The sequence below is a fragment of the Klebsiella pneumoniae genome (assembly GCF_000742135.1).
Taxonomy (GTDB): Bacteria; Pseudomonadota; Gammaproteobacteria; order Enterobacterales; family Enterobacteriaceae; genus Klebsiella; species Klebsiella pneumoniae.
Genome location: NZ_KN046818.1, coordinates 4164799 through 4190736, shown reverse-complemented (window position 1 = coordinate 4190736; position 25938 = coordinate 4164799). Strand labels below are relative to the sequence as shown.

28 protein-coding genes are annotated in these 25938 nt (G+C 58.4%); 4 read left to right on the top strand and 24 right to left on the bottom strand.

All coding sequences use genetic code 11. The annotated features are described in order from the left end of the window. Window positions 1-4: 4 nt before the first annotated feature. The 5 genes from hisP to argT form a co-directional block, all read right to left on the bottom strand. Window positions 5-778 carry a histidine ABC transporter ATP-binding protein HisP gene (hisP, locus tag DR88_RS05840; protein ID WP_002913206.1) on the bottom strand — a complete coding sequence of 258 codons (774 nt, stop codon included), beginning with the start codon at window positions 776-778 and terminating at the stop codon, window positions 5-7. A gap of 7 nt (window positions 779-785) precedes the next feature. Further along, window positions 786-1502, bottom strand: coding sequence for a histidine ABC transporter permease HisM (gene hisM / locus DR88_RS05845; RefSeq protein WP_002913207.1), 717 nt, complete (start codon window positions 1500-1502; stop codon window positions 786-788). Next, entirely contained in the window at window positions 1499-2185 is a 687-nt protein-coding gene (locus tag DR88_RS05850) for a histidine ABC transporter permease HisQ (protein WP_002913208.1), read from the bottom strand. Before DR88_RS05850 ends, hisM begins: the two co-directional genes overlap by 4 nt. A gap of 64 nt (window positions 2186-2249) precedes the next feature. Beyond that, window positions 2250-3032 carry a histidine ABC transporter substrate-binding protein HisJ gene (gene hisJ, locus DR88_RS05855; RefSeq protein WP_002913209.1) on the bottom strand — a complete coding sequence of 261 codons (783 nt, stop codon included), beginning with the start codon at window positions 3030-3032 and terminating at the stop codon, window positions 2250-2252. A 267-nt stretch (window positions 3033-3299) separates the two neighbouring features. Beyond that, window positions 3300-4082, bottom strand: a complete 783-nt coding sequence (gene argT, locus DR88_RS05860; protein WP_002913210.1) for a lysine/arginine/ornithine ABC transporter substrate-binding protein ArgT — start codon at window positions 4080-4082, stop codon at window positions 3300-3302. A gap of 40 nt (window positions 4083-4122) precedes the next feature. On the opposite strand from argT, the gene DR88_RS31050 reads away from it, so the two are divergent. After that, window positions 4123-4284: a hypothetical protein gene (locus tag DR88_RS31050; protein ID WP_004140952.1), complete on the top strand. Its 162-nt coding sequence runs from the start codon at window positions 4123-4125 to the stop codon at window positions 4282-4284. Window positions 4285-4364: 80 nt separating this feature from the next. Here DR88_RS31050 and DR88_RS05865 read toward each other — a convergent pair whose 3' ends face one another. The 10 genes from DR88_RS05865 to pdxB all read right to left on the bottom strand — a co-directional run bounded on the left by DR88_RS05865 (window position 4365) and on the right by pdxB (window position 14166). Further along, complete coding sequence (locus DR88_RS05865; RefSeq protein WP_002913212.1) at window positions 4365-4934, bottom strand: UbiX family flavin prenyltransferase; 570 nt, start codon at window positions 4932-4934, stop codon at window positions 4365-4367. Between the two features lie 135 nt (window positions 4935-5069). After that, window positions 5070-6587, bottom strand: coding sequence for an amidophosphoribosyltransferase (gene purF, locus DR88_RS05870; protein ID WP_002913213.1), 1518 nt, complete (start codon window positions 6585-6587; stop codon window positions 5070-5072). Window positions 6588-6620: 33 nt separating this feature from the next. Beyond that, window positions 6621-7109 carry a colicin V production protein gene (cvpA, locus tag DR88_RS05875; protein WP_002913214.1) on the bottom strand — a complete coding sequence of 163 codons (489 nt, stop codon included), beginning with the start codon at window positions 7107-7109 and terminating at the stop codon, window positions 6621-6623. Between the two features lie 216 nt (window positions 7110-7325). Then, window positions 7326-8015 carry a cell division protein DedD gene (gene dedD, locus DR88_RS05880; RefSeq protein WP_004151102.1) on the bottom strand — a complete coding sequence of 230 codons (690 nt, stop codon included), beginning with the start codon at window positions 8013-8015 and terminating at the stop codon, window positions 7326-7328. After that, the gene (gene folC, locus DR88_RS05885) at window positions 8005-9273 is read right to left on the bottom strand and encodes a bifunctional tetrahydrofolate synthase/dihydrofolate synthase (protein WP_004149205.1); all 1269 of its coding nucleotides are present in this window, start codon (window positions 9271-9273) and stop codon (window positions 8005-8007) included. The genes dedD and folC overlap by 11 nt, the downstream gene beginning before the upstream one ends. 75 nt (window positions 9274-9348) lie before the next feature. Further along, the gene (accD, locus tag DR88_RS05890) at window positions 9349-10269 is read right to left on the bottom strand and encodes an acetyl-CoA carboxylase, carboxyltransferase subunit beta (RefSeq protein ID WP_002913220.1); all 921 of its coding nucleotides are present in this window, start codon (window positions 10267-10269) and stop codon (window positions 9349-9351) included. Window positions 10270-10454: 185 nt separating this feature from the next. Continuing rightward, on the bottom strand, window positions 10455-11114 hold the full coding sequence (locus tag DR88_RS05895; protein ID WP_008803926.1) for a DedA family protein: 660 nt from the start codon (window positions 11112-11114) through the stop codon (window positions 10455-10457). A gap of 26 nt (window positions 11115-11140) precedes the next feature. Beyond that, on the bottom strand, window positions 11141-11953 hold the full coding sequence (truA, locus tag DR88_RS05900; protein ID WP_015958766.1) for a tRNA pseudouridine(38-40) synthase TruA: 813 nt from the start codon (window positions 11951-11953) through the stop codon (window positions 11141-11143). Continuing rightward, window positions 11953-12966 carry an aspartate-semialdehyde dehydrogenase gene (locus DR88_RS05905; protein ID WP_002913227.1) on the bottom strand — a complete coding sequence of 338 codons (1014 nt, stop codon included), beginning with the start codon at window positions 12964-12966 and terminating at the stop codon, window positions 11953-11955. Before DR88_RS05905 ends, truA begins: the two co-directional genes overlap by 1 nt. A 63-nt stretch (window positions 12967-13029) precedes the next feature. Then, the gene (gene pdxB / locus DR88_RS05910) at window positions 13030-14166 is read right to left on the bottom strand and encodes a 4-phosphoerythronate dehydrogenase PdxB (RefSeq protein WP_004149209.1); all 1137 of its coding nucleotides are present in this window, start codon (window positions 14164-14166) and stop codon (window positions 13030-13032) included. Window positions 14167-14276: 110 nt separating this feature from the next. Here pdxB and flk point away from each other — a divergent pair, with 110 nt between their 5' ends. Beyond that, window positions 14277-15254, top strand: coding sequence for a flagella biosynthesis regulator Flk (flk, locus tag DR88_RS05915; protein WP_004149210.1), 978 nt, complete (start codon window positions 14277-14279; stop codon window positions 15252-15254). A gap of 86 nt (window positions 15255-15340) precedes the next feature. Here the strand turns inward: flk and DR88_RS05920 are convergent, their stop codons facing one another. Further along, the gene (locus tag DR88_RS05920) at window positions 15341-16516 is read right to left on the bottom strand and encodes an MFS transporter (RefSeq protein ID WP_004149211.1); all 1176 of its coding nucleotides are present in this window, start codon (window positions 16514-16516) and stop codon (window positions 15341-15343) included. Window positions 16517-16725: 209 nt separating this feature from the next. Next, the gene (gene fabB / locus DR88_RS05925) at window positions 16726-17946 is read right to left on the bottom strand and encodes a beta-ketoacyl-ACP synthase I (protein WP_002913291.1); all 1221 of its coding nucleotides are present in this window, start codon (window positions 17944-17946) and stop codon (window positions 16726-16728) included. A gap of 158 nt (window positions 17947-18104) precedes the next feature. On the opposite strand from fabB, the gene mnmC reads away from it, so the two are divergent. Continuing rightward, window positions 18105-20093, top strand: coding sequence for a bifunctional tRNA (5-methylaminomethyl-2-thiouridine)(34)-methyltransferase MnmC2/FAD-dependent 5-carboxymethylaminomethyl-2-thiouridine(34) oxidoreductase MnmC1 (mnmC, locus tag DR88_RS05930; RefSeq protein WP_025861139.1), 1989 nt, complete (start codon window positions 18105-18107; stop codon window positions 20091-20093). Window positions 20094-20154: 61 nt separating this feature from the next. On the opposite strand, the gene DR88_RS05935 is transcribed toward mnmC, so the two are convergent. From DR88_RS05935 to prmB, 6 genes are read right to left on the bottom strand one after another with little or no spacing between them, the layout of a single operon-like run. Next, window positions 20155-20436 carry a YfcL family protein gene (locus DR88_RS05935; protein ID WP_002913338.1) on the bottom strand — a complete coding sequence of 94 codons (282 nt, stop codon included), beginning with the start codon at window positions 20434-20436 and terminating at the stop codon, window positions 20155-20157. Window positions 20437-20467: 31 nt separating this feature from the next. Further along, a complete protein-coding gene (locus DR88_RS05940) occupies window positions 20468-21016 on the bottom strand; it encodes an elongation factor P hydroxylase (protein ID WP_004174962.1) in 549 nt (182 codons plus the stop codon). Beyond that, window positions 21016-21825 (bottom strand): sulfite exporter TauE/SafE family protein, encoded by an 810-nt coding sequence (locus DR88_RS05945; protein WP_002913340.1) that lies wholly within the window; start codon window positions 21823-21825, stop codon window positions 21016-21018. The genes DR88_RS05940 and DR88_RS05945 overlap by 1 nt, the downstream gene beginning before the upstream one ends. Next, entirely contained in the window at window positions 21825-22649 is an 825-nt protein-coding gene (mepA, locus tag DR88_RS05950) for a penicillin-insensitive murein endopeptidase (protein ID WP_004174960.1), read from the bottom strand. The genes DR88_RS05945 and mepA overlap by 1 nt, the downstream gene beginning before the upstream one ends. A gap of 2 nt (window positions 22650-22651) precedes the next feature. Continuing rightward, a complete protein-coding gene (aroC, locus tag DR88_RS05955; protein WP_025861134.1) occupies window positions 22652-23737 on the bottom strand; it encodes a chorismate synthase in 1086 nt (361 codons plus the stop codon). Between the two features lie 41 nt (window positions 23738-23778). Beyond that, window positions 23779-24711, bottom strand: coding sequence for a 50S ribosomal protein L3 N(5)-glutamine methyltransferase (gene prmB / locus DR88_RS05960; protein ID WP_002913346.1), 933 nt, complete (start codon window positions 24709-24711; stop codon window positions 23779-23781). A 167-nt stretch (window positions 24712-24878) separates the two neighbouring features. On the opposite strand from prmB, the gene smrB reads away from it, so the two are divergent. Then, window positions 24879-25430 (top strand): endonuclease SmrB, encoded by a 552-nt coding sequence (smrB, locus tag DR88_RS05965; protein WP_002913348.1) that lies wholly within the window; start codon window positions 24879-24881, stop codon window positions 25428-25430. 20 nt (window positions 25431-25450) lie between these two features. Here smrB and sixA read toward each other — a convergent pair whose 3' ends face one another. Further along, on the bottom strand, window positions 25451-25936 hold the full coding sequence (sixA, locus tag DR88_RS0126520; protein ID WP_002913355.1) for a phosphohistidine phosphatase SixA: 486 nt from the start codon (window positions 25934-25936) through the stop codon (window positions 25451-25453). Window positions 25937-25938: the final 2 nt, after the last annotated feature.

The window sequence follows — 25938 nt, the reverse complement described above, 5'->3', positions numbered from 1 at the left end:
CCGATTATTTCAGCGAACCTTTCAGAAACTGCTGCAGGCGCGGGCTTTTCGGCGCGCCAAACAGCGCATCCGGATGCCCTTCTTCTTCAATTTTACCCTGATGCAGAAAAATGACATGTGAAGAGACGTGGCGGGCAAAGCCCATTTCATGGGTCACCACCACCATGGTTTTTCCCTCTTCCGCCAGCTGCTGCATAATGCGTAACACTTCGCCCACCAGTTCCGGATCCAGCGCGGAGGTCGGCTCATCAAACAGCAGCACTTCCGGTTCCATCGCCAGCGCGCGGGCAATAGAGACACGCTGCTGCTGGCCACCGGAAAGATGCACCGGATACTTCGCCTGCTGACGTTCGTCTATCCCGACCTTGGCCAGATATTTTACCGCCCGTTCGCGCGCTTCCTGTTTGCTTAAGCCCAGCACCTGAATCGGCGCCTCCATGACGTTCTCCAGCACCGTCATATGGCTCCACAGATTGAAATGCTGAAACACCATGGTCAACCGGGTGCGCAGCAGGCGCAACTGGTTCTTGTCGGCCACCTTCAGCTGGCCGTCTTTATCCCGTACCAGACCAATATTTTGGCCGCTGACGACGATCGTGCCTTCGCTCGGTTTTTCAAGGAAGTTAATACAGCGCAAAAAGGTACTTTTTCCGGAACCCGATGAACCGATGATGCTGATAACGTCCCCGGCTTTCGCCTGCAGCGAGACGCCTTTCAGCACCTCGTGTTCCCCATAGCGTTTATGCAGATCGATAACGTTTAATTTATTGTCGGACATGGCGTTCTCAATGCGTCGAAGAAGGTTTGATATGCTGCAACCAGCGCTTTTCCGCTTTACGGAACAAGCTAATCAGCACATACGAGATAATTAAATAAAGCACCGCGGCGATGCCAAACGCGGTGAACGGCTGATAGGTGGCCGAGTTGATATCGCGGGCGATTTTCAGCAGATCCGGTACCGTAGCGGTAAACGCCAGCGCGGTAGAGTGCAGCATGAGGATCACTTCGTTACTGTAGGCCGGCAGTGCAATCCGCAGCGCGGAAGGCAGAATAATGCAGCGATACAGTTTGACCGAAGAGAAGCCGTAGGCCCGCGCTGCTTCAATTTCTCCGGCGGGTACTGAGCGGATCGCGCCGGCGAAAATTTCAGTGGTATAGGCGCAAGTATTCAGGGTTAACGCCAGAACCGTGCAGTTTAGCCCGCTGCGGAAAAAAGCGTTCAACAGCTCCGTGCCTTTGACGATTTCCAGGGTATACATGCCGGAGTAAAAAACCAGCAGTTGCACATACAGCGGCGTGCCGCGAAATATGTAAGTGAACAGCCAGATGGGGAACTGGATAAACTTATTGCTCGAGACGCGGCCGATGGCCAGAAACACCGCCAGGATGCCCCCCATTACCACTGAAGAGATCAGCAACCATAAGGTAATCGCCACACCGGTAAAGCGATAGCCGTCGGTCCACAGCAGTGATTTCCAGTACTCCTGAATAATTTCAATCACAGGTCAGCCCTCTTCACGCCAACGGTATAGCGGCGTTCGAGCAGCAGCAGTACGCCATTAGAAACGGTGGTAAACACCAGATAAATCAGGCCGCAGACGATGGCGAAGTAGAACGGCTGCCAGGTGCTTTTCCCGGCCAGCTGCGTGGCTTTGACCACATCCTCCAGCCCCAGCAACGAGACCAGCGCCGTCGCCTTGAGGATAACCTGCCAGTTGTTGCCTATCCCCGGCAGCGCGTAGCGCATCATCGCCGGGAAGAGAATACGCCGGAACGTCTGCCCGCCGCTAAAGCCAAAGGCGGTAGCCGCTTCGATATGCCCCTTCGGCACCGCCAGGTAGGCGCCGCGGAAGGTTTCCGTAAAATAGGCGCCATAGATAAAGCCGAGGGTAATAATCCCGGCGATCATCGGATCGATATCAAACTGGGCCATACCCAGCGCGTCGGTAACGCTGTTTAGCGCAATCTGCAGGCCGTAGAAAATCAGCAGCATCAGCACCAGATCGGGCACGCCGCGGATAAGAGTGGTATAGCCTTCAAACACCAGCGCCAGTGGACGGTTGCTCGATAACTTTGCGCCAGCGCCCGCCAGCCCAATCAGGACGGCGAGAACGACCGAGCTGAGCGCAAGCTCCAGGGTGACGAGCGCACCCTGCAAAATAACCTGTGAAAACCCATACAGCATGCTGCCTACCCTGTCTGTCATTCACCATTGCGCGCGAAACGCACGCAATGGCGAGGCGTGAGAATTATTCGCCGTATACGTTAAAATCGAAATATTTTTTCGCCAGCTTGTCGTAGGTGCCGTCCTTACGCATCTCTGCAAACGCCTTATTCAGCGCTTCACGCAGTTCGTTGTCTTCCTTACGCAGCCCCATACCGGTGCCAACACCAAACAGTTTCTCGTCTTTGATTGACGGGCCACCAAACTGGTAATCTTTACCGATAGGCTGTTTCAGGAACCCTTCGCTGGCCGCGACCTCATCCTGGAACGCGGCGTCGATCCGGCCGGCGGTCAGGTCGGAATAGATATTGTCCTGCCCCTGATAGGAGACAATTTCGATACCTTTCGGCGCCCAGTGCTCATTGCCATAGGTTTCCTGAGTCGTCCCCTGCAGCACGCCCACGCGCTTACCCTTGAGGGTGGCGAGATCCGGCGTTACCGGGCTGCCCTTTTTCACCACCAGACGCGAATCTGCCGCATACAGCTTGTCAGTGAAGGCAATTTCCTGCTGGCGCTTTTCAGTAATCGACAGCGAAGACATAATCGCGTCGATTTTCTTCGCTTTTAAGGAGGGGATCAGCGCATCCAGCGGGTTTTCAACAAAGGTACATTGCGTATTAATACGCTTACACAGCTCTTTTGCCAGATCGATATCAAAACCGACCAATTCTCCCTGCGCATTCTTCGATTCGAAGGGAGCATAAGTCGGATCGGTACCGATACGAATTTTTTGCGGGATGGCGGCAAAGACCGTGGAAACGCTGGAAAGGGCCAGCGCTAAAGAGAGAGACAACGCCAGTTTTTTCATAACTATCCTCGACAGACTGTCATTCTAACGGGTTTATTAGAACTATTTACGCCAGTTATCGTGCCATTATTCGCCCCTTAAGGGCAAAGATTTATGCACCAGAAAGGCCGATTTTTTGCATCAGAAACGCTTAACTATGCATTTTTTAGCCAAAAAACTGGCTGCTTTTGCACTGAAATGATCCACAGCGCGTTTAGATGCACCTTTTTGGGGCATGGATACGAACCTGGCGGCAGGCCCACCCCATTGTGCGGGCCTGCAGCAGTCTTAGTCGCCGTACACGTTAAAATCGAAGTATTTCTTCGCCATTTTGTCGTAGGTGCCGTCTTTACGCATCTCGCCCAGCGCTTTATCAAACGCGGCTTTCAGCTCGGCGTCGTCCTTACGCAGGCCGATACCGGTGCCGTCGCCAAAGTACTTTTTGTCTTTAACGGACGGGCCGGCGAAGGCGAAATCTTTCCCGGCAGGCTGTTTCAGGAAGCCTTCGCTGGCGGCGACTTCATCCTGCAGCGCCGCATCCAGACGGCCAGCTGCGAGGTCTGAATAGATCAGATCCTGGTTCTGGTAAGCCACCACGTCAACGCCCTGGCTGCGCCAGCGGTCGTTAGCATAGGCTTCCTGAGTAGAACCCTGCAGCACGCCGACGTGCTTGCCTTTCAGCGCCTCCAGCGTCGGCTGGATCGGCGACCCTTTGGCGGCGATCAGACGCGAGTCAGCGGCATATAGCTTGTCAGAGAAGGCGATCTCTTGCTGGCGCTTCTCGGTAATAGAGAGGGAAGAGATGATGGCGTCGATTTTCTTCGCTTTGAGGGAGGGGATCAGGGAGTCAAAATCACTGCCGACCCAGGTACATTTCACCTTAATTCGGGAGCACAACTCATTGCCTAAATCGATATCAAAGCCAACAAAGTCCCCTTTCGCGTCTTTCGACGAAAATGGCGCATAGGTCGCGTCAGTGCCAATGCGAATGCTCTGCGGCAGAGCAGCAAACACGCTGGCCGTGCTGCTCATTCCCACGAGTAAAGAGAGAGCCAGAATCGTCTTCTTCATACAGTACCCTTAAGTGTCGTGATGTGGTGCGTTGCTTGTTATGGTGATTGCCGATCAATCCTGCAGTTTTTGTGCCATCTTCCCGGTGCGTGCCGGGAACAGGGTTAAATTTGTTAAAATAAAGTTGCAGGATTGTCTTAAAAGGGAAGATACCAGCATTACTGGCGAAACCGCAGCGCCTGAGCGCAAAAAGACGAAATAAATGTCGAGGATTTGATCGCGGCAACAAATTTGCACCACCGCAGCGCAAGCGTACATTTCATGCACCACTATAGTGCGACACTAGGCCCCCTGCCAGCGGGTAAACAAGTCGTGCTCCAGACTAATATCAAATTGATCGAGTACCCGATTGACGGTCTGGTTGATGACATCGTCCAGGCTTTGTGGCCGGTGGTAAAAAGCCGGTACCGGCGGCATTATCACCGCCCCCAGCTCTGCAGCCTGAACCAGCAGACGCAGATGGCCCAAATGGAACGGCGTTTCCCGCACGCAGAGCACCAGCGGACGACGCTCTTTCAGCACGACATCCGCCGCCCGGGTCAGCAGGCCATCCGTATAGCTATGGACAATGCCCGAGAGCGTCTTCATTGAGCAGGGTAAAATCACCATCCCGGCGGTTTTAAACGAACCGGAAGAGATACTGGCGGCGATATCGCGGGCGTCATGCACCACATCGGCTAGCGCCTGCACCTCACGTACGGAGTAGTCGGTCTCCATGGCCAACGTCTGGCGCGCCGCCTGGCTGAGGATGAGATGAGTTTCAATATCCGGCACATCTCTTAGCACCTGCAGCATCCGCACGCCGTAAATGGCGCCGCTGGCGCCGGAAATGCCAATAATCAGTCGTTTCACGTTCTGTTACCCCTTGCGCGTGTGCCGCAGACTTTGCCGGATTATAGCCTCTGGCGCAACTATTGACGCACAGTTGAGGGGCGAAAAAAAGCCCGCCGTCCTTTCGGTACGGCAGGCCCGCGACGCGTGAACGGCTTAACCCTCGTTGTGCATCTCGAGGTTTTCGACTTCGTTCTGTAGCTGGACCGCTTTGGCATCATCGTTACGCAGGGAGTCAAGATAGTCGAGGTACTGCTGGTCGACATCCCGGGTCACATATACGCCGTTGAACACCGAGCATTCAAACTGCTGAATATCCGGGTTCTCCGCGCGCACCGCGTCGATCAGATCGTTGAGATCCTGGAAAATCAGGCCGTCGGCGCCAATGATCTGGCGGATCTCATCCACTTCGCGGCCATGGGCGATCAGTTCGTTGGCGGTCGGCATATCGATACCGTACACGTTCGGGAAACGAATTTCCGGCGCAGCGGAGGCGAGATACACTTTTTTCGCCCCTGCTTCACGCGCCATCTCAATGATCTGCTCCGAGGTGGTGCCGCGTACAATGGAATCATCGACCAGCAGCACGTTCTTATCGCGGAATTCCGCACGGTTGGCGTTGAGCTTACGGCGAACAGATTTACGACGCAGCTGCTGACCGGGCATGATAAACGTCCGGCCGACGTAGCGGTTCTTCACGAAGCCCTGACGATAAGGTTTGTCGAGAATGCGGGCGATTTCCAGCGCGATGTCGCAGGAGGTCTCCGGGATCGGAATAACAACGTCAATATCCAGATCTTCCCACTCGCGGGCAATCTTTTCGCCCAGCTTAGTCCCCATGTTGACGCGGGCGCTGTAGACGGAAATTTTGTCAATAAACGAGTCCGGACGGGCAAAATAGACGTACTCGAACAGGCACGGGTTGCTGACCGGATTATCGGCACACTGACGGGTATAGAGCTGGCCCTTCTCGGTAATATAGACCGCTTCGCCCGGCGCCACATCGCGCAGGAATTCAAAACCAAGCGTATCAAGGGCCACGCTCTCCGAGGCCACCATATACTCGGTGCGACCGTCGCCAACGTCACGTTTACCCAGCACCAGCGGACGAATGCCGTTAGGGTCGCGGAAGGCCACCATGCCATGCCCGATGATCATCGCCACGCACGCGTACGCGCCGCGAATCAGGCGGTTGGTCGCCGCAATCGCCGCGAAGATGTTGTCCGCTTCCAGCGGGTAGTGACGGAAGTTATCCAGCTCACTGGCGAAAATATTGAGGAGGATTTCGGAATCAGAGGTGGTATTGATATGGCGGCGTTTTTCTTCAAACAGCTTTTTGCGCAGCTCGTGTGCATTGGTCAGGTTGCCGTTATGCGCCAATGTGATGCCATACGGCGAGTTAACGTAAAACGGCTGCGCCTCGGAGGCGCTGGAGCTGCCCGCCGTAGGATAACGCACGTGGCCAATACCCATATTGCCCTGCATACGCTGCATGTGGCGGGCCTCGAATACGTCGCTTACCAGCCCGTTAGCCTTACGCAACCGGAAGCAGTTGTTGGCATCAATGGTGATGATGCCAGCGGCATCCTGTCCACGGTGCTGGAGCACCGTTAGCGCATCATAAATCGACTGGTTAACCGGCATAACACCGGCGATACCGACAATACCGCACATACGTCTTTTCCTCGTTCAGCAACGACCCAAAGTCTATACTTTAGGCAAGAAACTTGACGAGCTTTGCAGGTATTCAAAAAACCATCTGATGACGGGGGTAAAATAGGGAATAAACTGCGACTGATGCCAGTCATCGCTCTTCGCCATCCCGGTAAAGGTGTCCAGGAAGAACAGGATAGCGGCGATGATCAGCACCCCACGTAGCGCGCCGAAGCAGATCCCCAATACCCTGTCGGTTCCTGACAAACCGGTCTTCTCCACCAGCTGGCCTATCACATAGTTCACGATAGCGCCAACGATGAGCGTCACGATAAACAGCGCCGCAATAGCAATCCCATTTCGAACCCGTTCATCCTCAAAGCCCGTAAACCAGACAGACAGGTCAGCGTAGTAATGGCTGGCGACATAAAACGCGCAACCCCACGTGACTAACGATAAAGCTTCGCGAACAAAGCCGCGGATCAGGCTGACCAGGCAAGAAAGACCCAGCACCGCCATAATGGCGTAATCAATCCAGACCATATACGTCCCACGATTTACGCCCTGTCGTCCAGTTCGGGGCGCATTCTAACAGAAAAAGAAAACGTTTGCGTAGGGATTTCCATGCCCTACAGAAATAAAAATGGCGCTGAAAAAACATTCAACGCCAGACTGCCTTTCGCCTCTTCAGGGCGGCTGAGACAGGGTTTGCGGGGCGTTTCTCCCCGCCACGTTCTCTCCGCATGGCGGAAAAAACAATCAGTTCGGGGTGAAGCCCATCACCACCCCGCTAAGCCCGGAGATCTGCTGCAGATCGCCCAGCTGGCCTTTCAGCTTGTCTTTTGACGCATCCGGGCCGACGAGGATGCGGGTAATTTTACCCTGTACCGGCGTCGAAGGCGACGTATAGACTTTGAAACCCGAGGCCCGCAGTTTACCGACAATCTCATTCACCTTATCGGCGTTCTTCAACGCGCCCAGCTGAACCACATAGGCTTTGCCGGTCGGCGCCGGCAGGGCCGCCTGCTGCTGCGATGGCTGTTGCTGCTGTGGCTTAGCCGGCGGCGGCGTTGGCGTCGCGGCCTGCTGTTGCGGCTGCGGTTTCGGCTGCGGCTTGGGCTGCGGTTTCGCGGCCACCACCGGCTCCTGAACGTCATCGAAGCTGTTGCTGTTCACCGGAATACGCGATGGATCTAACGATGGCGCGGCGGCATCGCCCGCCCGCACCTCTTCCGCCGCCCCTTCCGGCGGTTGCGAAGGCAACGCCTGGGTTGCCGCCGGCAACATATCCGGTTCATCGCGATCGCCTGGTTTCGGTACCAGCGGGATCGCGGCAAACTCATCCTGGTAATGCTTTTTCTGCCCGTCCAGCAGCCCTGGCAGGATAATCACCCCCAGCGCCACCAGCACGATTGTCCCGACTAAACGGTTCTGAAACTTACTCGCCACCGATTCTCCCCGCGTCTATCTCTTCCATAACCTGCGCTACGGTGTGAAACGAACCACACACCAGCACGGTATCTTCCACTTTAGCGTCAGCCATGGCCGCACGCCACGCCTGCGCCACGCTGCTATAGACTGTACCGCAGCGCAAATGTTCCACCAGCTGCTCTGCCGTCGCGCCGCGCGGGCCTTCCAGCGGCGCGCAGTACCAGGCATCGACTTCCGGAGCCAGATTGGCCAACGTGCCGGCGATGTCCTTATCATGCAGCATACCAATAACCGCCAGCACGCGTCCCGTTTTCGCTAACGTTTTGAGACGCCCGGCGAGATAGGCCGCCGCGTGCGGGTTGTGCGCCACATCGAGGATCACTCGCGGGGCATCGCTGATTATCTGAAAGCGTCCCGGGAGCATCGCATCGCGGATCCCTGCGCGCAGGATAGCGTCATCCACGGCAAGTCCGCTGGCGCGCAGCGCCGCCACGGCCGTCGCCGCATTCGGCAACGGCACCTGAGGCAGAGGCAGGTGTATTAACGCCCCTGCCGTATCGCGGAAGGACCACGTTTCGCCCTCCACCTCATAGCGCCAGTCGACGCCGCGGCGCTGGAGCAGCGCGCCCTTCTCGCTAGCCACTTCCGCGATGGTGAGCGGCATATCCGGCTCCCCCACCACCGCCGGTTTACCGGCGCGAAAGATGCCCGCTTTTTCCCGGCCGATACTTTCGCGATCCGGCCCCAGCCAGTCGGTATGATCGAGGGCGATGCTGGTGACCACCGCGACGTCGGCATCAACGATGTTGGTGGCGTCGAGACGCCCGCCGAGCCCGACCTCAAGGATCACTACATCCAGCTGCGCCTGCTTAAACAGCCACAGCGCCGAGAGCGTGCCGTATTCAAAATAGGTCAGCGAGATGTCACCCCGCGCCGCTTCGATTTCAGCAAACGAAGCCGTATGCGCCGCCTCCGGCAGTTCAGCCCCCTGAATGCGCACGCGTTCGGTATAGCGCACCAGATGCGGAGAGCTGTAGACCCCCACTTTATAACCGGCCGCCATCAGGATGGTTTCCAGCGTGCGGCAGGTGGTGCCTTTGCCATTGGTGCCCGCGACGGTAAAAACGAACGGCGCCGGTTTAACGATATCCATCTGCCCGGCGACCTCGCTGACGCGCGCCAGCCCAAGGTCGATGGTTTTACTGTGCAGATGTTCCAGATAAGAAAGCCACGTAGCCAGGGGCGACGTGGCCTGAGGAATAGGATCTTTTTCCATGATGCCCGTAAGAATTGACGGTTAACGCGTATGAATAAAAAAGGGCAGCGCCGCCAGGCCCTGCCCTCTGCTTTATCAGGCCTCAGGTTCCTGATCCGGTGCCGGCGGCACCACCACGCCTTCATGAGGCGCTTCCGAAACGGCAACCGGCGCCGGCAGGTTCATCAGCTTCGCCAGAATGCTGGCCAGCTTGAGACGCATTTCCGGACGGCGAACGATCATATCGATCGCCCCTTTTTCAATCAGAAACTCACTGCGCTGGAATCCCGGCGGCAGCTTCTCGCGTACGGTCTGCTCGATAACGCGAGGACCGGCAAAGCCGATCAGCGCTTTCGGCTCGGCAATGTTCAGATCGCCCAGCATCGCAAAGCTCGCCGATACGCCGCCCATGGTCGGGTCGGTCAGCACGGAGATGTACGGCAGTCCGCGCTCCTGCATTTTCGCCAGCGCCGCGGAGGTTTTCGCCATCTGCATCAGCGACATCAGCGCTTCCTGCATACGGGCGCCACCGGAGGCGGAGAAGCAGATCAGCGGGCAGTTATCTTCCAGCGCCTGCTCCACCGCGCGCACAAAGCGTGCGCCGACGACGGAACCCATCGAGCCCCCCATAAAGGAGAACTCAAAGGCGGCGGCAACCACCGGCATCGCGTAGAGCGTACCTTTCATCACCACCAGCGCGTCTTTCTCGCCCGTCTCTTTCTGAGCGGACGCCAGGCGGTCTTTGTATTTTTTTGAATCGCGGAACTTCAGCACATCTTTTGGCTCAAGTTCGCTACCCAGTTCTACCAGAGAACCTTCATCCAACAGGCTATGCAGGCGATTACGCGCCGACATGCGCATATGGTGATCGCACTTAGGACAAACCTCCAGGTTGCGCTCCAGCTCGGCGCGGTAGAGTACCTGACCGCAGCTGTCGCACTTGGTCCATACACCCTCAGGAATGCTCGCCTTGCGGGTGGGAGTGATGTTGCTTTTAATTCGTTCAATCCAGCTCATTGATAACCTTTCTGCCTGAACCTGGTCGATGCCAGTTTTGTCGTAAGGGGCGCATAATGCCATTTTTGCCTCTTACAGACCATGAATGTTGCACATTAAATCATATCATCCCGGAACATGGGATAAAAAAGTGGTCAAACCGCTGCGCGTGACGCTCTGCACCGTCACGCGCAACACAGGCTAAACTACTTCGCCTGCTTTGACGCCGCCCGCTTATGGCGGATGATCTCAATCACACCCGGCAGGACGGAGAGGACGATGATCGCCACGATCAGCAGCTTCAGATTCTCCTGCACCACCGGCAAATCGCCAAACAGATAGCCGGCATAGGTGAACAGCAGCACCCACAGCAGCGCCCCAACCACGTTATAGGCTGCAAAATGACGATAGGACATATGCCCCATTCCCGCCACAAACGGCGCGAAGGTTCGGACTATCGGCACAAAGCGCGCCAGGATAATGGTTTTCCCGCCGTGACGTTCGTAAAAGCTGTGGGTTTTATCCAGATAGCTGCGACGGAATATCTTTGAGTTCGGATTGCTGAACAGCTTTTCGCCGAACAGCCGGCCAATGGTGTAGTTGACCGCATCGCCGACGATGGCCGCGATGACCATCAGCAGTACCATCAGGTGGACATTGAGATCGTTGGTTGGCAAGGCCGAGAGCGCGCCCGCGACGAACAGCAGGGAATCGCCCGGCAGGAATGGCGTCACCACCAGCCCGGTTTCGCAGAACAGAATCAAAAACAGAATGGCATAAACCCAGACGCCATACTGGGCAACCAGTTCGGCAAGGTGCACATCAATATGCAGGATGAAATCAATTAAAAAGTGAATCAAGTCCATGTTTGTCTTTACCCTTAATGACCCTATTAGTCCGCCAGAAACAGCGGGCCCATTGGCAGCACCGGTAAATCATAGTGGGCCGGGTAATCCACCGACACCAGATACAACCCTTCCGCTTTTGCCGTTGCCGCAGCGAGCGTCCTGTCTTTTGCTGCCAGCAGTTCTGCCATCCAGCTCTCCGGCTGGTTTCCGGCCCCGACCTCCATCAGGCTGCCTACAATATTCCTGACCATATGATGTACAAAGGCATTCGCTTTGATATCCACCACCACATACGCGCCGTAGCGGGTAACGTTAATATGCATCACGTTGCGCCACGGGGTACGCGACTGGCACTGTACCGCGCGAAACGAGGTAAAGTCATTCTCTCCCAGCAGACACTGCGCGGCGCGCTGCATACGCTCGGCGTCGAGCGGCTGGTGAAAATGCGTCACTCCCTGACTTAACACCGCCGGACGCAGGCGATGATTATAGATGACGTAGCGATAGCGGCGCGCCGTGGCGCTGAACCGGGCGTGAAAATCCGCCGGTACATGTTTGACCCAACGCACCGCGATGTCACCAGGTAAATTCGCATTTACCCCCAGCGTCCAGGCGGCATCTTTCCGCTGCGCCCGGGTTTCGAAATGCACCACCTGGCCGGTGCCATGGACGCCGGCGTCGGTGCGGCCGGCGCAAAAGACGGTAATCGGTTCGTTCGCCACCTGCGAGAGCGCCTTTTCCAGCTTCTCCTGCACGCTGCGCACTTCGTTTTGCCGCTGCCAGCCGTAATATTTGCTGCCGTCGTACTCGATGCCCAGCGCGATTTTACAGATCGGCTGTTGCTCCATCTCAGACATCAGTACAGGTACTCCTCAATCAGCTTCTCGGCGATCTTCACCGCCATCAGCGCGCCGCCGAAGCGCACGTTATCCGCTACCGACCAGAACTGGATCTGCTCCGGCATACCGTAATCGTTATGCACGCAGCCGATGGAGAGGCGGGCATTGCCGGAGGCATCGCCAACCTGGGTCGGGAATTCGCCCTCTTCAGAAAGTTCGATATCCTCGCCGCGGGTAAAAGCGTCGCGCGCCTCCTCCGCCGCCAGCGGGCGCATCGCTTCGAAGCTCACCATCTGCGCATGGCCGTAGAAGACCGGCGACTGAACGACGCTGGCGGAGATCATCAGCCCGTCATCCTGAAGAATTTTGCGCGCTTCATCGACGATCCGGCGCTCTTCGCGCACGCTACCTTCACGATCCGGCAGCAGCGGCAGCATATTGAACGCCAGCTGGCGACCAAAGAAATCGTCTTCATCGATAGGGATGCCGTTCAGCAGCTTAGCGCTCTGACCCGCCAGCGCATCCACCGCTTTTTTCCCCTGCCCCGAGGCGGAGAGCAGGTTAGTGACGCTAATGCGCGACAACCCGCCCTGATCGATCAGCGGTTTGAGCGCCGTCAACAGCTGACTGGTCAGGCTATTAGGCACCGCAATCAGGTTGCGGTTGCGGTAATCGCCTAATACGAACGGGTTCACGTCCGGCACCACCAGCGGTACGTCCGGCTCCAGCGCAAACAGGCCGCTGAGATCGATAACCAGACACCCGGCGTTGGTCGCTTCTTCGACATACGCTGCACTGGCTTCGACGCCGGCGGCGAAGAAAGCCAGCTGGGCCTGGGTCCAGTCAAATTCGGCGGCGTCTTTGACGATCACCGACTTGCCACCAAAACGCAGATGTTCGCCCGCGCTGTCGTTGCGCGCCAGAGCAAAAATCTCTCCTACCGGGAACTGGCGTTCAGCAAGAGTTTCGAGCAGGGCTTCGCCTACGGCGCCCGTTGCGCCCAGTACGGCAATATTCCAGCCTTCAGACATGGTGGTTAACTCCAGAAATAAAGCGGCCCCGCCGGAGTATCCGGCAGGGGCATTAAGAAGACATTAACGAACAGGATGATGCACGGCGTTAAAACCGAGCTGGCGCAACAGCGTCGCCGCCTGCTCATCGCTGCACTGCACATACAGCGAAGACCATTCGCGACGTTCCTGATAATTTTTACGCAGCTTGTCGAATTCACCGGCGACGTCGGCCACCTTCCGCAGCGGCGCATCATCGCGGCGCACATCATACACCAAGTGGACCAGTCTTTTCAGCGTCGGCTGATCGAGCGGTCCATGCAGTGTAATGCGGCCAAATTCCGGCGCCGGCAGCAGAGTGTCCAGCGCTACCTGCTGCGGATGGCCGATAAAGGCGCTGTAGGCTTCAAAAACCTGCGTCGTCCCGCGCGCTTTCCCTTCGAGGGTGTAGCCGGCGATATGCGCGGTACCGATATCCACTCGCTTGAGAAGCTCAACGTTTAGATCCGGCTCCGGCTCCCAGACGTCCAATACCACACTCAGCGGCTGACCAGCTTCCAGCCGCTTTAGCAGTGCGGCGTTATCGACCACCGGCCCGCGGCAGGCGTTGATCAAAATCGTTCCAGGCTTCAGGCGGCTTATCAGCGCCTCATCCGCCAGATGCAGGGTTTTATATTGCCCTTCTTTATACAGCGGTGTATGGAAGGTGATGACATCGGCTTCCTGGACCAGCGCCTCGAGGGAGCGGAAGTCACCTTCGTCGCCGCGATCGGCGCGCGGTGGGTCGCAGAGCAGAGTTTTGATCCCCAACGCTTCCAGGCGCTTTTGCAGTCGCCCGCCAACGTTACCGACGCCGACGATCCCGACGGAGCGGTCGCGCAGTGCAAAGCCGTCGCGTTCAGCCAGCATCAGCAGCGATGAAAAGACGTACTCTACCACCGCAATGGCGTTACAGCCGGGCGCCGCAGAGAAACCAATCCCCGCCTGCTGCAGCCACGCCTGATCGACGTGATCGGTGCCGGCGGTAGCGGTGCCGACGAACTTAATGGCCTTGCCGGCGAGCAATGCTTCATTGACCCGGGTGACCGAACGCACCATTAGGGCATCCGCATCGGTCAGGGCATCGGCCGGGACCGGACGGCCTGGGATCGCCTGCACGTCGCCTAAACGGCTAAAAAGCTCACGGGCATAGGGCATATTTTCATCAACGAGGATTTTCACAGTTCAGTACCTGTCTGAGAACGAGAGTTAACTGGGGAAGTGTGCCATAATCTGGCCGCCAGGCATACTCATCACCTGGTTCAAGCACCGCGATATCGAAAGGATGAATCATGACGCACCCCCTTGCTGATATGCCAGACCGTCCTCCAGGGCGAGGCCCATCAGGCACTGCCGCCACCGGCGAACCTTCGCTTTCCATGCAGCAACGCACCGTTCTGGAGCGACTGATCACGCGCCTGGTGGCGCTGACCTCGCAGCAGAACGCGGAAGTGTGGGCCTGCGTCAAACATGACCTCGGACTGAAAGGCGACTCGCCCCTGCTGGCCTGCCATTTCAACGCCGCGGAGGCCAGTCTCAACCAGCGCTTAGCCGCCGCTCAGGATAATCATCATCATCGCCAGACCTTAGCGCAGCTCAGCGATCTGCTCGGTCAGGGCAATAACCGCCAGGCGGTGAGCGATTATATTCGTCAGCATTATGGGCAAACGGCGCTGCATGCCCTTAGCCAGACGCAGCTGGAGACCATTCTGCATCTGCTGCAGCATGGCCAGCTGTCGATCCCGCAGCCGCAGCAGCGCCCGCCGACCCTGCGCCCGCTGTTGCCAGCCGAGCATAATACGCTCAATCAGCTGGTGACTAAGCTGGCGGCCGCCACCGGCGAACCAAGCAAGCTGATTTGGCAATCCATGCTGGAGCTTTGCGGCGTCAAGTCCGGGGAGCTGATCCCGGCGACGCACTTCCTGCCGCTTTCGTACTGGCTGCAGGCGCGGCAAACGCTGAGTGCGCAAAGCGCGCCGACGCTCACCTCGCTGCAGGGAGCGCTCAAGCAGCCGCTGGAGGCCGCGGAGTGGCAGACAATTGTCGACTTTGCCCGTCGCAGCTGGCAGGTCACGCCGCGGACCACGCTGAGCCCGGCGCAGATCCTGGCGCTGCTGAACAAGGTGTTTGTGCTGCGGGTGGCCCGCGCCCAGGAGACGCTGGCCATCCCGCAGGAGGAGCCAGTCGCCAGGCGGACGTGGAGCGCTAAGCCGTGGCAGCTGGCGCTGGGCGCGGTTGTCCTGCTCCTTGTGCTGTGGCTCCTGCTGTAGCCCAGCAGCCACCGGCGGCGTTTACGGCTCCCCTTCATGCCAAACGCCGCGGTGTTTCCTACAGCGTTTTCAGGCCGGACAATAACCTAGCGGCGAAATGAGATAAGGGTGACGAGGATCCCCAGCGCCGCGCAGAGGGCGCCGGCAAGGAACACCGACGAGTAGCCCAGCGAGGTCGCCAGCAGGCCGGTCAGCGGCCCGGTCAGGCCATAGGAGATGTCCTGAAAGGCCGCATAGCCGCCGAGCGCGGTGCCGCGCACCTGCGCCGGGACGCGCTTCACTACTTCCACGCCAAGTGAGGGGAAAATAAGCGAACAGCCGCACCCGGTCAGCGCCGCACCGGCCAGCGCCAGCCAGGCATTCGGCGCCAGTCCCAGCAGCGTCAGACCAACCGCCTCTATCAGCAGCGAGACCATCGCCACCTTAACGCCGCCAAACCGATCCGGCATCCAGCCGAACAGCACTCGCATCAGCACAAAGGCGCCACCAAACGCCGTCAGGGTAAAGCCGGCCATTGGCCAGCTATGGCTGGCGAAATAGAGGGAGACGAAGGTGCCGATCACCGCAAAGCCGACACCCTGCAGGCCCAGGCCAATGCCCGGGCGCCAGATCATGCCGATGACGCTCCAGAGTGAAGGCCGCTCGCCTCCGTGGGCCGCCACTTTGCGCACGGTACCGTTAATAAGCCAGGCGACGAGCGGTAGTCCCATGGTGACACAGGCCAGCACCGCCACGCCAAAATGGCTATAGATCAATAATCCCAGCGGGGCGCCCACCGCCAGCGAGCCGTACATCGCCATGCCGTTCCATGACATCACTTTGCCGGAACGGGCCGGTCCCACCAGGCCCATCCCCCAGCTCAGGTTTCCGGTCAGCAGCTGGCTTTCGCCAAACCCGAGGATCAAGCGGCCCAGCAGCAGCAGACCGAGCCTGGCGAGCACCGGCAGCGGCAGCAGCGCAGCGGCCAGCCATGCCGCGCCCGCCAGGGCGCAGGCCAGCATCCCCTGCAGGACGGAACGTTTAGCGCCGTACTGGTCTGCCAGACGTCCGGCGTACCCCCGGGTCAGAACGGTGGCGAGGAACTGGATCCCTACCGCCACGCCAACCACGGTGTTGCCAAATCCCAGCTCCTGATGGACAAAGAGCGGGATCACCGGCAGCGGCAAACCAACGGTCATATAGGTCAAAAAGACGGCAAACGTAATACGGAAAAGCGAAAAATTCGCCGAAGAATTGGATGTTGTTTCAGTAACTGCGGACATGCATTACTCCAGATTCGCAGAGTAAGGCGAGCAAAGCGACACGCCCCCTCCACCTGATTATCAGGGTTAAGGCGCGTTGGTTGACGTTAAACGCTTACGCATTAGTGGAGAGACTAATGGATCCGCGAGCAGTGTGCCTGCGGGCTCTTACCCTGTCAAGATGACAAAAAAGGGGAGCCGGTGGCTCCCCTTTGCGCATCACATGCTGATTAGGCGTTGTATTTACGCATCACCAGCGTGGCGTTGGTGCCGCCGAAGCCGAAGCTGTTGGACATTACGGTGGTCAGCTTAGCGTCCGTCGGTTTGGTGACGATGTTCAGGCCGGCAGCCTGCTCGTCGAGCTCTTCAACGTTGATGCTCGGCGCGATAAAGCCGTGCTCCAGCATCAGCAGGGAGTAAATGGCTTCCTGTACGCCCGCCGCGCCCAGCGAGTGGCCGGTCATCGCTTTAGTTGCCGAAATAGCCGGGCTGTTGTCGCCGAATACTTCGCGGATGGCGCCCAGCTCTTTCACGTCGCCGACCGGAGTGGAGGTACCGTGGGAGTTCAGATAGTCGATCGGCGTATCAACGCCATGCATCGCCATCTGCATGCAGCGCACTGCGCCTTCACCAGACGGGGCGACCATGTCCGCGCCATCGGAGGTCGCGCCATAGCCGACGATTTCGGCATAGATGTGCGCGCCACGCGCCAGGGCGTGTTCCAGCTCTTCCACCACGACCATACCGCCGCCGCCGGCGATAACGAAGCCGTCACGGTTAGCATCATAGGTACGGGACGCTTTTTCCGGGGTGTCGTTGTATTTAGTGGACAGCGCGCCCATGGCGTCGAATTCGCAGGCCATTTCCCAGCACAGCTCTTCGCCGCCGCCGGCAAAGACGATGTCCTGTTTGCCCAGCTGGATCTGCTCTACCGCGTTACCAATACAGTGGGCGGAAGTGGCGCAGGCCGAGCTGATGGAGTAGTTAACGCCGTGAATTTTGAACGGCGTAGCGAGGCAGGCGGAAACGCCGGAAGCCATCGCTTTGGTGACCACATACGGGCCCACGGCTTTCAGACCACGCGGGCTACGCATGGCATCGGCGCCGAAGACCTGGAATTTCGGGGAACCGCCGCCGGAGCCTGCGATCAGGCCGACACGCGGGTTATTCTGATATGCTTCAGGCGCCAGACCTGCGTCGGCAACAGCCTGTTCCATGGACAGGTAAGCATAGATGGAGGCGTCGCTCATAAAGCGCACTACTTTGCGGTCAATGAGGCCAGTGGTATCCAGTTTGACGTTGCCCCATACGTGGCTGCGCATCCCTGAATCTTTAAGCTCCTGAGAGAAAGTGATCCCTGAACGTCCTTCACGCAGAGATGCCAGGACTTCCTGCTGGTTATTACCGATGCTGGAAACGATGCCCAAGCCAGTAATCACTGCACGTTTCATTAAATACCTCTGTAAGTCGCACTATTTTAAGTTTCGTGTCGCACAATAGCGTACACTTGTACGCCGAACAAGTCCGATCAGACATTTTGTGTATAAATTTGCGCCCTCAGGCACACATCGTTAAGATCGTGCTACGCCTTGTGATTCGAGTAACTTACGTGAAACAAAACGCCATACAACCCGCCAACCTGGAATTCAACGCTGAGGGTACACCTGTTTCCCGAGATTTCGACGATGTTTACTTTTCCAATGACAACGGTCTGGAAGAGACTCGCTACGTTTTTCTCGGCGGAAATCGCCTGCCGGAGCGCTTCCCCAGCCACCCTCGCCCGCTGATGATCGTCGCGGAGAGCGGCTTCGGCACCGGGCTCAATTTCCTCACCCTCTGGCAGGCGTTTGACGTTTTTGTTCGTGATAACCCGGACGTTACCTTGCAAAGGTTACATTTCATCAGTTTTGAAAAATATCCGCTGAAGGCTGAGGATCTCCGCCTGGCGCACCAGCGCTGGCCAGAGCTGGCTCCGTGGGCGCAGCAGCTGCAGGCGCAATGGCCGTCGGCCTTCGGCGGGTGCCATCGTCTGCTGCTCGACGGCGGGCGGGTGACGCTCGATCTGTGGTTTGGCGATATCAATGAGCTGACCAGGGAGCTGGATGATTCGCTGAACCAGCAGGTGGACGCCTGGTTTCTTGACGGCTTTGCCCCGGCGAAAAATCCCGACATGTGGACTCAGGATCTGTTCAGCGCCATGGCGCGCCTGGCGCGACCCGGCGGGACGCTGGCCACCTTTACCTCCGCCGGTTTTGTCCGCCGTGGCCTGCAGGAGGCCGGCTTTACCATGCGTAAAAGCAAAGGCTTCGGCCGCAAGCGGGAGATGCTGACCGGCGAGATGGCGCAAACGCTGAGCTTTCCTGCGCGCGTCCCCTGGTTCGCTCGCAGTAGCAGCGATGCCCGCGAGGCGGCCATCATCGGCGGCGGGATCGCCAGCGCCCTGCTCTCCCTGGCGCTGCTGCGCCGCGGCTGGCAGGTGACCCTTTACTGCGCCGATGAGGCTCCAGCGCAGGGCGCCTCCGGCAATCGCCAGGGCGCGCTGTATCCGCTGTTAAGTCAGCACGATCCGGCGCTGGCACGCTTTTTTCCAGCCGCCTTTACCTTCGCCCGCCGAATGTATGACGCGCTGCCGGTGATGTTCGATCACCAATGGTGCGGTGTTACCCAGCTCGGCTGGGATGAGAAAAGCGCGCATAAAATCGCCCAGATGCTGGCGCTGAATTTACCCCCGGACATCGCCTGCGCGGTGACGGCGGAACAGGTTGCCGGGCTGACCGGCGTCGATACCGGCTGCGGCGGCATCACCTATCCGGCCGGCGGCTGGCTGTGCCCGCAGCAGCTCACCGCCGAGCTGCTGGCGCTGGCGGCCACGCGCGGACTGCACGTGCACTATGGTTATCCCGTCGAAACGCTCAGCGCGGAGGGCGATGGCTGGCTGCTCAATCAGCAGCGCTATCATCAGGCGGTGGTTCTGGCGAACGGCCACCGCATCACTGGTTTTGCGCAAACAGCCCAACTGCCGGTCTACCCGGTTGGCGGCCAGGTCAGCCATATTCCCACCACCCCGCGGCTTGCCGCCCTGCGCCAGGTGCTGTGCTACGACGGCTACCTGACGCCACAGAATCCGCAAAATCAGCAGCACTGCATTGGCGCCAGCTACCACCGCGGGAAAACCGACACCAACTTCAGCGAAGAAGATCAGCAGCACAACCGGCAACGGCTGATCGACTGCTTCCCGGGCGCGGAGTGGCCACAGGACGTGGATATCAGCGCCAACGACGCTCGCTGCGGCGTGCGCTGCGCCACCCGCGATCATCTACCGATGGTCGGCAACGTGCCGGACTACGCGGCAACATTGACGCAATACGCCAGCCTCCACGAACAACCGGATATCGCCGATAGCGCGCTGGTCTGTCGTAACCTGTTTATGCTTGGCGCGCTCGGGTCGCGCGGACTTTGCACCGCGCCGTTAAGCGCTGAGCTGCTGGCGGCGCAAATGAGCGCGGAACCGCTGCCGCTGGATAGCGACACCCTGGCGGCGCTGAATCCGAATCGGCTGTGGGTGAGAAAACTGCTGAAGGGAAAAGCGGTGAAATAAAACCATGAGGGCAGGCAATTTCCCGGGTACGGCTGACGCCTGACCCGGGCTACAACATGGCTCAGGCCTGATTTTTCGCCTGTTGATACAGGTTATGCCACATCCCCTGCACCAGAATTTGGTCCGGCGGCGACAGTTCGCCAGCGCTGATGGCTTTCTCCAGGCTCTGGCTAACTCTGCTGTGTACCGCGTCAGCAGAATGCTCGCCCTCACCTTCCAGCTCAGCCACCGCCAGCGTCAGGTGGCCGCGCAGATAACCGCCGGCAAACAGTTCATCATCACTGGCGTGGTCTACCATGTTGTCAATCAGCGCCAGAATGCGTGATTCAAACTCCGCGATCATCATCTTACCTCTTGTCATGTAATGTGCGGCCTTAGTGCAGGTCTTCCGGCCACGGAAAGTGTTCCGCCGTCAATGGCGGCGTTTGATAATAGTGTTGTAATGCGCGAATAAAGCGCGCCGGACGTTCGGGGATCCCTTGTTCAAGTAAAGCCATCACCCGAGCATGCACCCGGCGCTGGAAGGCGATGCGATCGGGCTCAACGTCCCCTTCCAGATTGTCACAGCTGACGTTAAACGGAAATCCCGCCGCCACGCAGAACAGCCACTCAAAGGCCTGCGGTTTCACCTCGACATCCTCAAACTGGCTTTGGGTCATCGCATCGCGGCCGTCCGGGCAGTACCAGTAGCCAAAATCTACTTGTTCGCGACGCGCCTTGCCGGCGACACACCAGTGAGAGATCTCGTGCAGGGCGCTGGCAAAAAATCCGTGCGCAAACACGATACGGTGATAGGGCGTTTCATCGTCAGCCGGAAGGTAGATCGGCTCATCGTCGCCTTTAATCAGGCGGGTATTAAATTCTTCGGCAAAGCAGCTATCGAAAAGGTCTATCAGCTGCTGATAATGGTGTTGCTGTTGCATTAATGAATTCCCAACCACTGCAAAATCTCAGCCCCGTGGCTGTCATAAAGAAGTTTCGCGCTCATCACCGCCGAGACGATAACGATCATCGGCCGGATCAGCGACTGCCCTTTACTCAGCACCAGCCGGGACCCGGCGCGGGCGCCAATAAACTGGCCAGCCATCATCACAAAGCCGGTGGCCCAGATAACCTTTCCACCGATGATAAACAGCAGCAGGCCGCCGACGTTTGAGGTGGCGTTCAGCAGCTTGGCATGGGCCGTCGACTTGGCAAGGTTAAACCCGGCCAGAGTGACAAAAGCCAGGGCGTAAAACGAACCGGCGCCGGGGCCGAAAAAGCCATCGTAAAACCCTACGCTACCGCCGGCGACCAGCGCAAACGGCAGACCGTAAAGCCGACGCTGCCGGTCGGCTTCGCCCAGTTTCGGCATCAGCAGGAAATAAAGGCCGATGCCAATCACCAGCAACGGCAGGATCTGCTTCAGAATATCGGATTGCACGTGCTGCACCAGCAGCGCTCCGGCGGTTGAGCCGATAAAGGTCATCAGAATATTCAGCTTCTGATCGGCCAGATTAACCACCTTGCGGCGGACAAAATAGAGGGTCGCCGATAGCGACCCGCCGCAGGCCTGCAGCTTATTGGTCGCCAGCGCCTGGGCTGGCGGCATGCCGGCCGCCATCAGCGCAGGGACAGTCAATAAGCCCCCGCCCCCCGCCAGTGAGTCAATAAAACCGGCCAGGATGGCGACAAAGAAGAGTACCACCAGCACCAGCGGCGATACGGCAAACAACTCGATAAAACTATCCATTACAGCACATGCTCATCCAGTAGCGCCTGGCAGGAAGGCGGCAGCGGCGGCGGCGTCTTCTTCACAGGGGGGGTAGACCCGGGTTTAGGTGGTTCGAACCAGCTCTGCAGCTCCGCTCCGCAGCCATCGCCGGGCGGCGGCGGCGCCTGATCCTCGCACTCCAGACTTCCCGCCGGGCAACGCAGTCGGACGTGCATATGAGCGCGATGCTGGAACCAGGGACGGACTTTACGCAGCCACTGGCGGTCGCTGCCCGCGTCCAGGCACAGCTGCTGTTTAATCGCCGGGTTGACGAAGATGCGGGTAACTTCGCTATCTTCCGCCGCCAGCTTGATAAGCTGGCTGATTTGCGGGCTCCATAGCGACGGCACCACATGCTTGCCATCGCTGGCGACCAGGTCCAGCGCCTGCGGCTTCAACAGCTGGGACGATGTCCAGCGCGTTTGCGGCAGCTGAAGGAAGATATCGACATCGAGGCCCGTCTGGTGGCTGGCGTGCCCGCCGTTAAAGCGCCCGCCCGCCGGCATCCCCATGTCGCCAATCAGCACGGTTCCCATTCCTTTATTGTGCACCTGATTACTCAGGCGCTGAATAAACTGAACCAGATCCGGATGACCGAAGTAGCGACGCTGATCGGTACGCATCACCTGATAGCCGGGGGCACTCAGGGGGAGCGCCTCGGCGCCAACGATACAGCCATTGGAAAACGCGCCGATTGACTGGGCGCTGCCGCCGATCGGTTGGGTTATTTTCTGCCATGGCGTGGCGGCCAGGCTACCGGCGCTGGCCAACAGCGCAAGCAGTGCGATAACGGTGTTTTTCATGGTTACCAGCGTGGAATTGTCGTCGTCACGTCGCCATTCTGCGCGCGCTGACGCATAAAGTGATCCATCAGAACGATCGCCAGCATCGCCTCAGCGATCGGTACGGCGCGGATGCCGACGCACGGATCGTGACGCCCTTTGGTGATCATCTCCACTTCTTCGCCAAAGCGATTAATCGTATGACCGGGAACGGTAATACTGGAGGTAGGCTTCAGCGCGATGTTGGCAACGATCTGCTGGCCGCTGCTGATGCCGCCAAGAATGCCGCCGGCGTGGTTGCTCTGGAACCCGGCTTTGGTGATCTCATCGCGGTTTTCGCTGCCGCGCAGCTTCACCACCTCGAAGCCGTCGCCAATTTCCACCCCTTTCACGGCGTTGATGCTCATCAGCGCGTGGGCGATATCGGCATCCAGACGGTCGAAGACCGGCTCGCCGAGGCCTGGCGGTACGCCGTCAGCCACTACCGTCACTTTCGCGCCAATGGAGTCGCCCTCTTTTTTCAGGCCGCGCATCAGTTCATCCAGGGCGTCGATTTTATCCGGGTCCGGACAGAAGAAGGGGTTCTGCTCAACCTGATCCCAGTCTTTGATGGCCAGCGGAATATTGCCCATCTGCGTCAGGCAGCCGCGAATGACGATGCCGAACTTCGCGGCAAGGTATTTTTTGGCAATCGCCCCGGCCGCTACGCGCATCGCGGTTTCGCGCGCAGAAGAACGACCGCCGCCGCGATAGTCGCGCAGACCATACTTTTGCTCGTAGGTGTAATCGGCGTGGCCCGGACGGAACAGATCTTTGATCGCGCCGTAATCCTGCGAACGCTGATCGGTGTTCTCAATCAGCAGACCGATACTGGTCCCGGTGGTAACGCCTTCGAAGACGCCGGAGAGGATTTTGACCTGATCCGGCTCGCGACGCTGCGTGGTGTAACGCGAGGTACCCGGGCGACGACGATCGAGGTCGTGCTGCAGGTCGGCTTCGGTCAGCGGGATGCCCGGCGGCACGCCGTCAACGATGCAGCCCAGCGCCAGACCGTGCGATTCGCCGAAGGTAGTGACGCGAAAGAGTTGTCCAATTGTATTTCCTGCCATCACGGCTCCAATCTTTTTCGTTATGTTGGCGTGTTGTTTTTTTAGTCTTTATAAATACCGAAGTGCGCACGGGCGTCAATCAGCTGCTGTTTGGTCAGCATAAAGACCCCGTCGCCGCCGTTATCAAACTCAAGCCAGGTAAACGGCACATCCGGATACTGCTCCATCAGATGTACCATGCTGTTACCGACTTCACAAATCAGAATCCCGTCGTCGCTGAGATAATCCGGCGCGTTGCCGAGGATACGGCGCGTTAGCTTCAGGCCGTCGCTTCCGGAGGCCAGCCCCAGCACCGGCTCATGCTCATACTCTTCCGGCAGATCGGCCATGTCCTCTTCATCGACATACGGCGGATTGGTGACGATCAGATCGTACTGCAGCTTCGGCAGATCGCGGAACAGGTCGGAACGGATCGGCGTAACGTGATGGATCAGGCCATGGGACTCAACGTTGTGCTCGGCGACGGCCAGCGCGTCCGGGGAGATATCTACCGCATCGACTTCCGCCTCCGGGAAGGCATAGGCGCAGGCGATGGCGATGCAGCCGCTACCGGTGCACATATCAAGGATGTGCTGCGGCTTATGGTTAATCAGTCCGGCAAACTGGTTATTGATCAGTTCGCCAATCGGGGAGCGCGGCACCAGCACCCGCTCATCAACGTAAAACTCATGGCCGCAGAACCACGCTTTGTTGGTCAGATAGGCGACGGGAATACGCTCGTTCACGCGGCGAATCACCCGCTCTACAATGCGGTGTTTCTCGCTGGAGGTCAGGCGCGCAGTGCGCATGTCTTCCGGGATATCCAGCGGCAGATACAGTGAAGGCAGCACCAGCTGTACCGCCTCGTCCCACGGGTTATCAGTCCCGTGACCGTACCAGATATTAGCAGCGCTGAAACGGCTTACCGCCCAGCGCAGCATGTCCTGAATGGTATGCAGCTCATTGACTGCCTCATCAACAAAAATTTTATCCACGACATCCTCCAGGGCACACTCTGCTATAAATTCGGCGGCTAGTGTGCCATGAAGACGGCGATAAATCAGCATTCTTGCGATAAGGGGCGGGGGAAAAAACAGGTTTTCCTTGCCCGAAGGGATATTGAGTCGGGTAAACTAGCGCAAAGTATGAATGAGAGCGGACAATGAAAAAGAAGACATCGCTTAGCGAGGAGGATCAGGCGCTGTTCCGTCAGCTGATGACCGGCACGCGGAAGATCAAACAGGACACTATTGTTCACCGCCCGCAGCGCAAGAAAATTACCGAGGTTGCTCCTAAGCGTTTGCTGCAGGAACAGGTCGATAACAGCCACTATTTTTCCGATGAGTTTCAACCGCTACTGAATACCGAAGGCTCGACGAAATATGTCCGCCCCGACGTCAGCCATTTCGAGCTGAAAAAGCTGCGCCGTGGAGATTATTCGCCGGAGCTGTTCCTCGATCTGCATGGGCTTACCCAGCAGCAGGCCAAACAGGAGCTGGGCGCGCTAATTGCCGCCTGCCGCCGCGAGCATGTGTTTTGCGCCTGCGTGATGCACGGGCACGGGAAACACATCCTCAAACAGCAAACCCCGCTGTGGCTGGCGCAACATCCGCATATTATGGCGTTTCACCAGGCACCAAAAGAGTACGGCGGTGACGCCGCACTGCTGATATTGATTGAGGTCGAGGAGTGGCAACCGCCGGAGCTGCCGTAACGGCGGGCTCCGGGGGGCCGTCAGATGGCGTTGGCCATCTTGAGGTTGCAGGGGCTTTTTTGCCAGAGGAACTCACCTTTGCCGTCGGCATCCAGCGTCACGCAGGCGATAGCCGAGGTGGTGAACATCGGGGGCGTTTCCCCCGGACACAGCTCTGAGACCAGATACCCCACCAGCGGCAGGTGGGAGACAACCAGCGCCGTCGCCACGCCTTCATTCGCCAGCGCCTGCAGATAGGCGCTCACCATTCCCACATCACCGCACGGCGTGAGCTCCGGCATCACGTCGACATGTTTCGGCAGGTTCATGCACTCCCCAACAATATCCAGCGTCTGTTCCGCACGCAGATAGGGACTGACAAGAACGCGCTCAATATCCACTTTTTGACCTTTCAGCCAGGTTGCCATCTGACGAGACTCATCACAACCGCATACGGTTAATGGACGAACCGAGTCACTGGCTGCATCGAGGGCAGCGTCGCCGTGACGCATAATAAAAACTTGCATAT

What these genes read in the sequence shown, in the direction of transcription:
- hisP (WP_002913206.1), bottom strand. Translation starts at nt 778, where the DNA reads ATGTCCGACAATAAATTAAACGTTATCGATCTGCATAAACGCTATGGG.
- DR88_RS05850 (WP_002913208.1), bottom strand. Translation starts at nt 2,185, where the DNA reads ATGCTGTATGGGTTTTCACAGGTTATTTTGCAGGGTGCGCTCGTCACC.
- hisJ (WP_002913209.1), bottom strand. Translation starts at nt 3,032, where the DNA reads ATGAAAAAACTGGCGTTGTCTCTCTCTTTAGCGCTGGCCCTTTCCAGC.
- argT (WP_002913210.1), bottom strand. Translation starts at nt 4,082, where the DNA reads ATGAAGAAGACGATTCTGGCTCTCTCTTTACTCGTGGGAATGAGCAGC.
- DR88_RS31050 (WP_004140952.1), top strand. Translation starts at nt 4,123, where the DNA reads ATGGTGATTGCCGATCAATCCTGCAGTTTTTGTGCCATCTTCCCGGTG.
- purF (WP_002913213.1), bottom strand. Translation starts at nt 6,587, where the DNA reads ATGTGCGGTATTGTCGGTATCGCCGGTGTTATGCCGGTTAACCAGTCG.
- cvpA (WP_002913214.1), bottom strand. Translation starts at nt 7,109, where the DNA reads ATGGTCTGGATTGATTACGCCATTATGGCGGTGCTGGGTCTTTCTTGC.
- folC (WP_004149205.1), bottom strand. Translation starts at nt 9,273, where the DNA reads ATGGAAAAAGATCCTATTCCTCAGGCCACGTCGCCCCTGGCTACGTGG.
- accD (WP_002913220.1), bottom strand. Translation starts at nt 10,269, where the DNA reads ATGAGCTGGATTGAACGAATTAAAAGCAACATCACTCCCACCCGCAAG.
- DR88_RS05895 (WP_008803926.1), bottom strand. Translation starts at nt 11,114, where the DNA reads ATGGACTTGATTCACTTTTTAATTGATTTCATCCTGCATATTGATGTG.
- truA (WP_015958766.1), bottom strand. Translation starts at nt 11,953, where the DNA reads ATGTCTGAGATGGAGCAACAGCCGATCTGTAAAATCGCGCTGGGCATC.
- DR88_RS05905 (WP_002913227.1), bottom strand. Translation starts at nt 12,966, where the DNA reads ATGTCTGAAGGCTGGAATATTGCCGTACTGGGCGCAACGGGCGCCGTA.
- flk (WP_004149210.1), top strand. Translation starts at nt 14,277, where the DNA reads ATGACGCACCCCCTTGCTGATATGCCAGACCGTCCTCCAGGGCGAGGC.
- DR88_RS05920 (WP_004149211.1), bottom strand. Translation starts at nt 16,516, where the DNA reads ATGTCCGCAGTTACTGAAACAACATCCAATTCTTCGGCGAATTTTTCG.
- fabB (WP_002913291.1), bottom strand. Translation starts at nt 17,946, where the DNA reads ATGAAACGTGCAGTGATTACTGGCTTGGGCATCGTTTCCAGCATCGGT.
- DR88_RS05935 (WP_002913338.1), bottom strand. Translation starts at nt 20,436, where the DNA reads ATGATCGCGGAGTTTGAATCACGCATTCTGGCGCTGATTGACAACATG.
- DR88_RS05940 (WP_004174962.1), bottom strand. Translation starts at nt 21,016, where the DNA reads ATGCAACAGCAACACCATTATCAGCAGCTGATAGACCTTTTCGATAGC.
- DR88_RS05945 (WP_002913340.1), bottom strand. Translation starts at nt 21,825, where the DNA reads ATGGATAGTTTTATCGAGTTGTTTGCCGTATCGCCGCTGGTGCTGGTG.
- mepA (WP_004174960.1), bottom strand. Translation starts at nt 22,649, where the DNA reads ATGAAAAACACCGTTATCGCACTGCTTGCGCTGTTGGCCAGCGCCGGT.
- aroC (WP_025861134.1), bottom strand. Translation starts at nt 23,737, where the DNA reads ATGGCAGGAAATACAATTGGACAACTCTTTCGCGTCACTACCTTCGGC.
- smrB (WP_002913348.1), top strand. Translation starts at nt 24,879, where the DNA reads ATGAAAAAGAAGACATCGCTTAGCGAGGAGGATCAGGCGCTGTTCCGT.
- sixA (WP_002913355.1), bottom strand. Translation starts at nt 25,936, where the DNA reads ATGCAAGTTTTTATTATGCGTCACGGCGACGCTGCCCTCGATGCAGCC.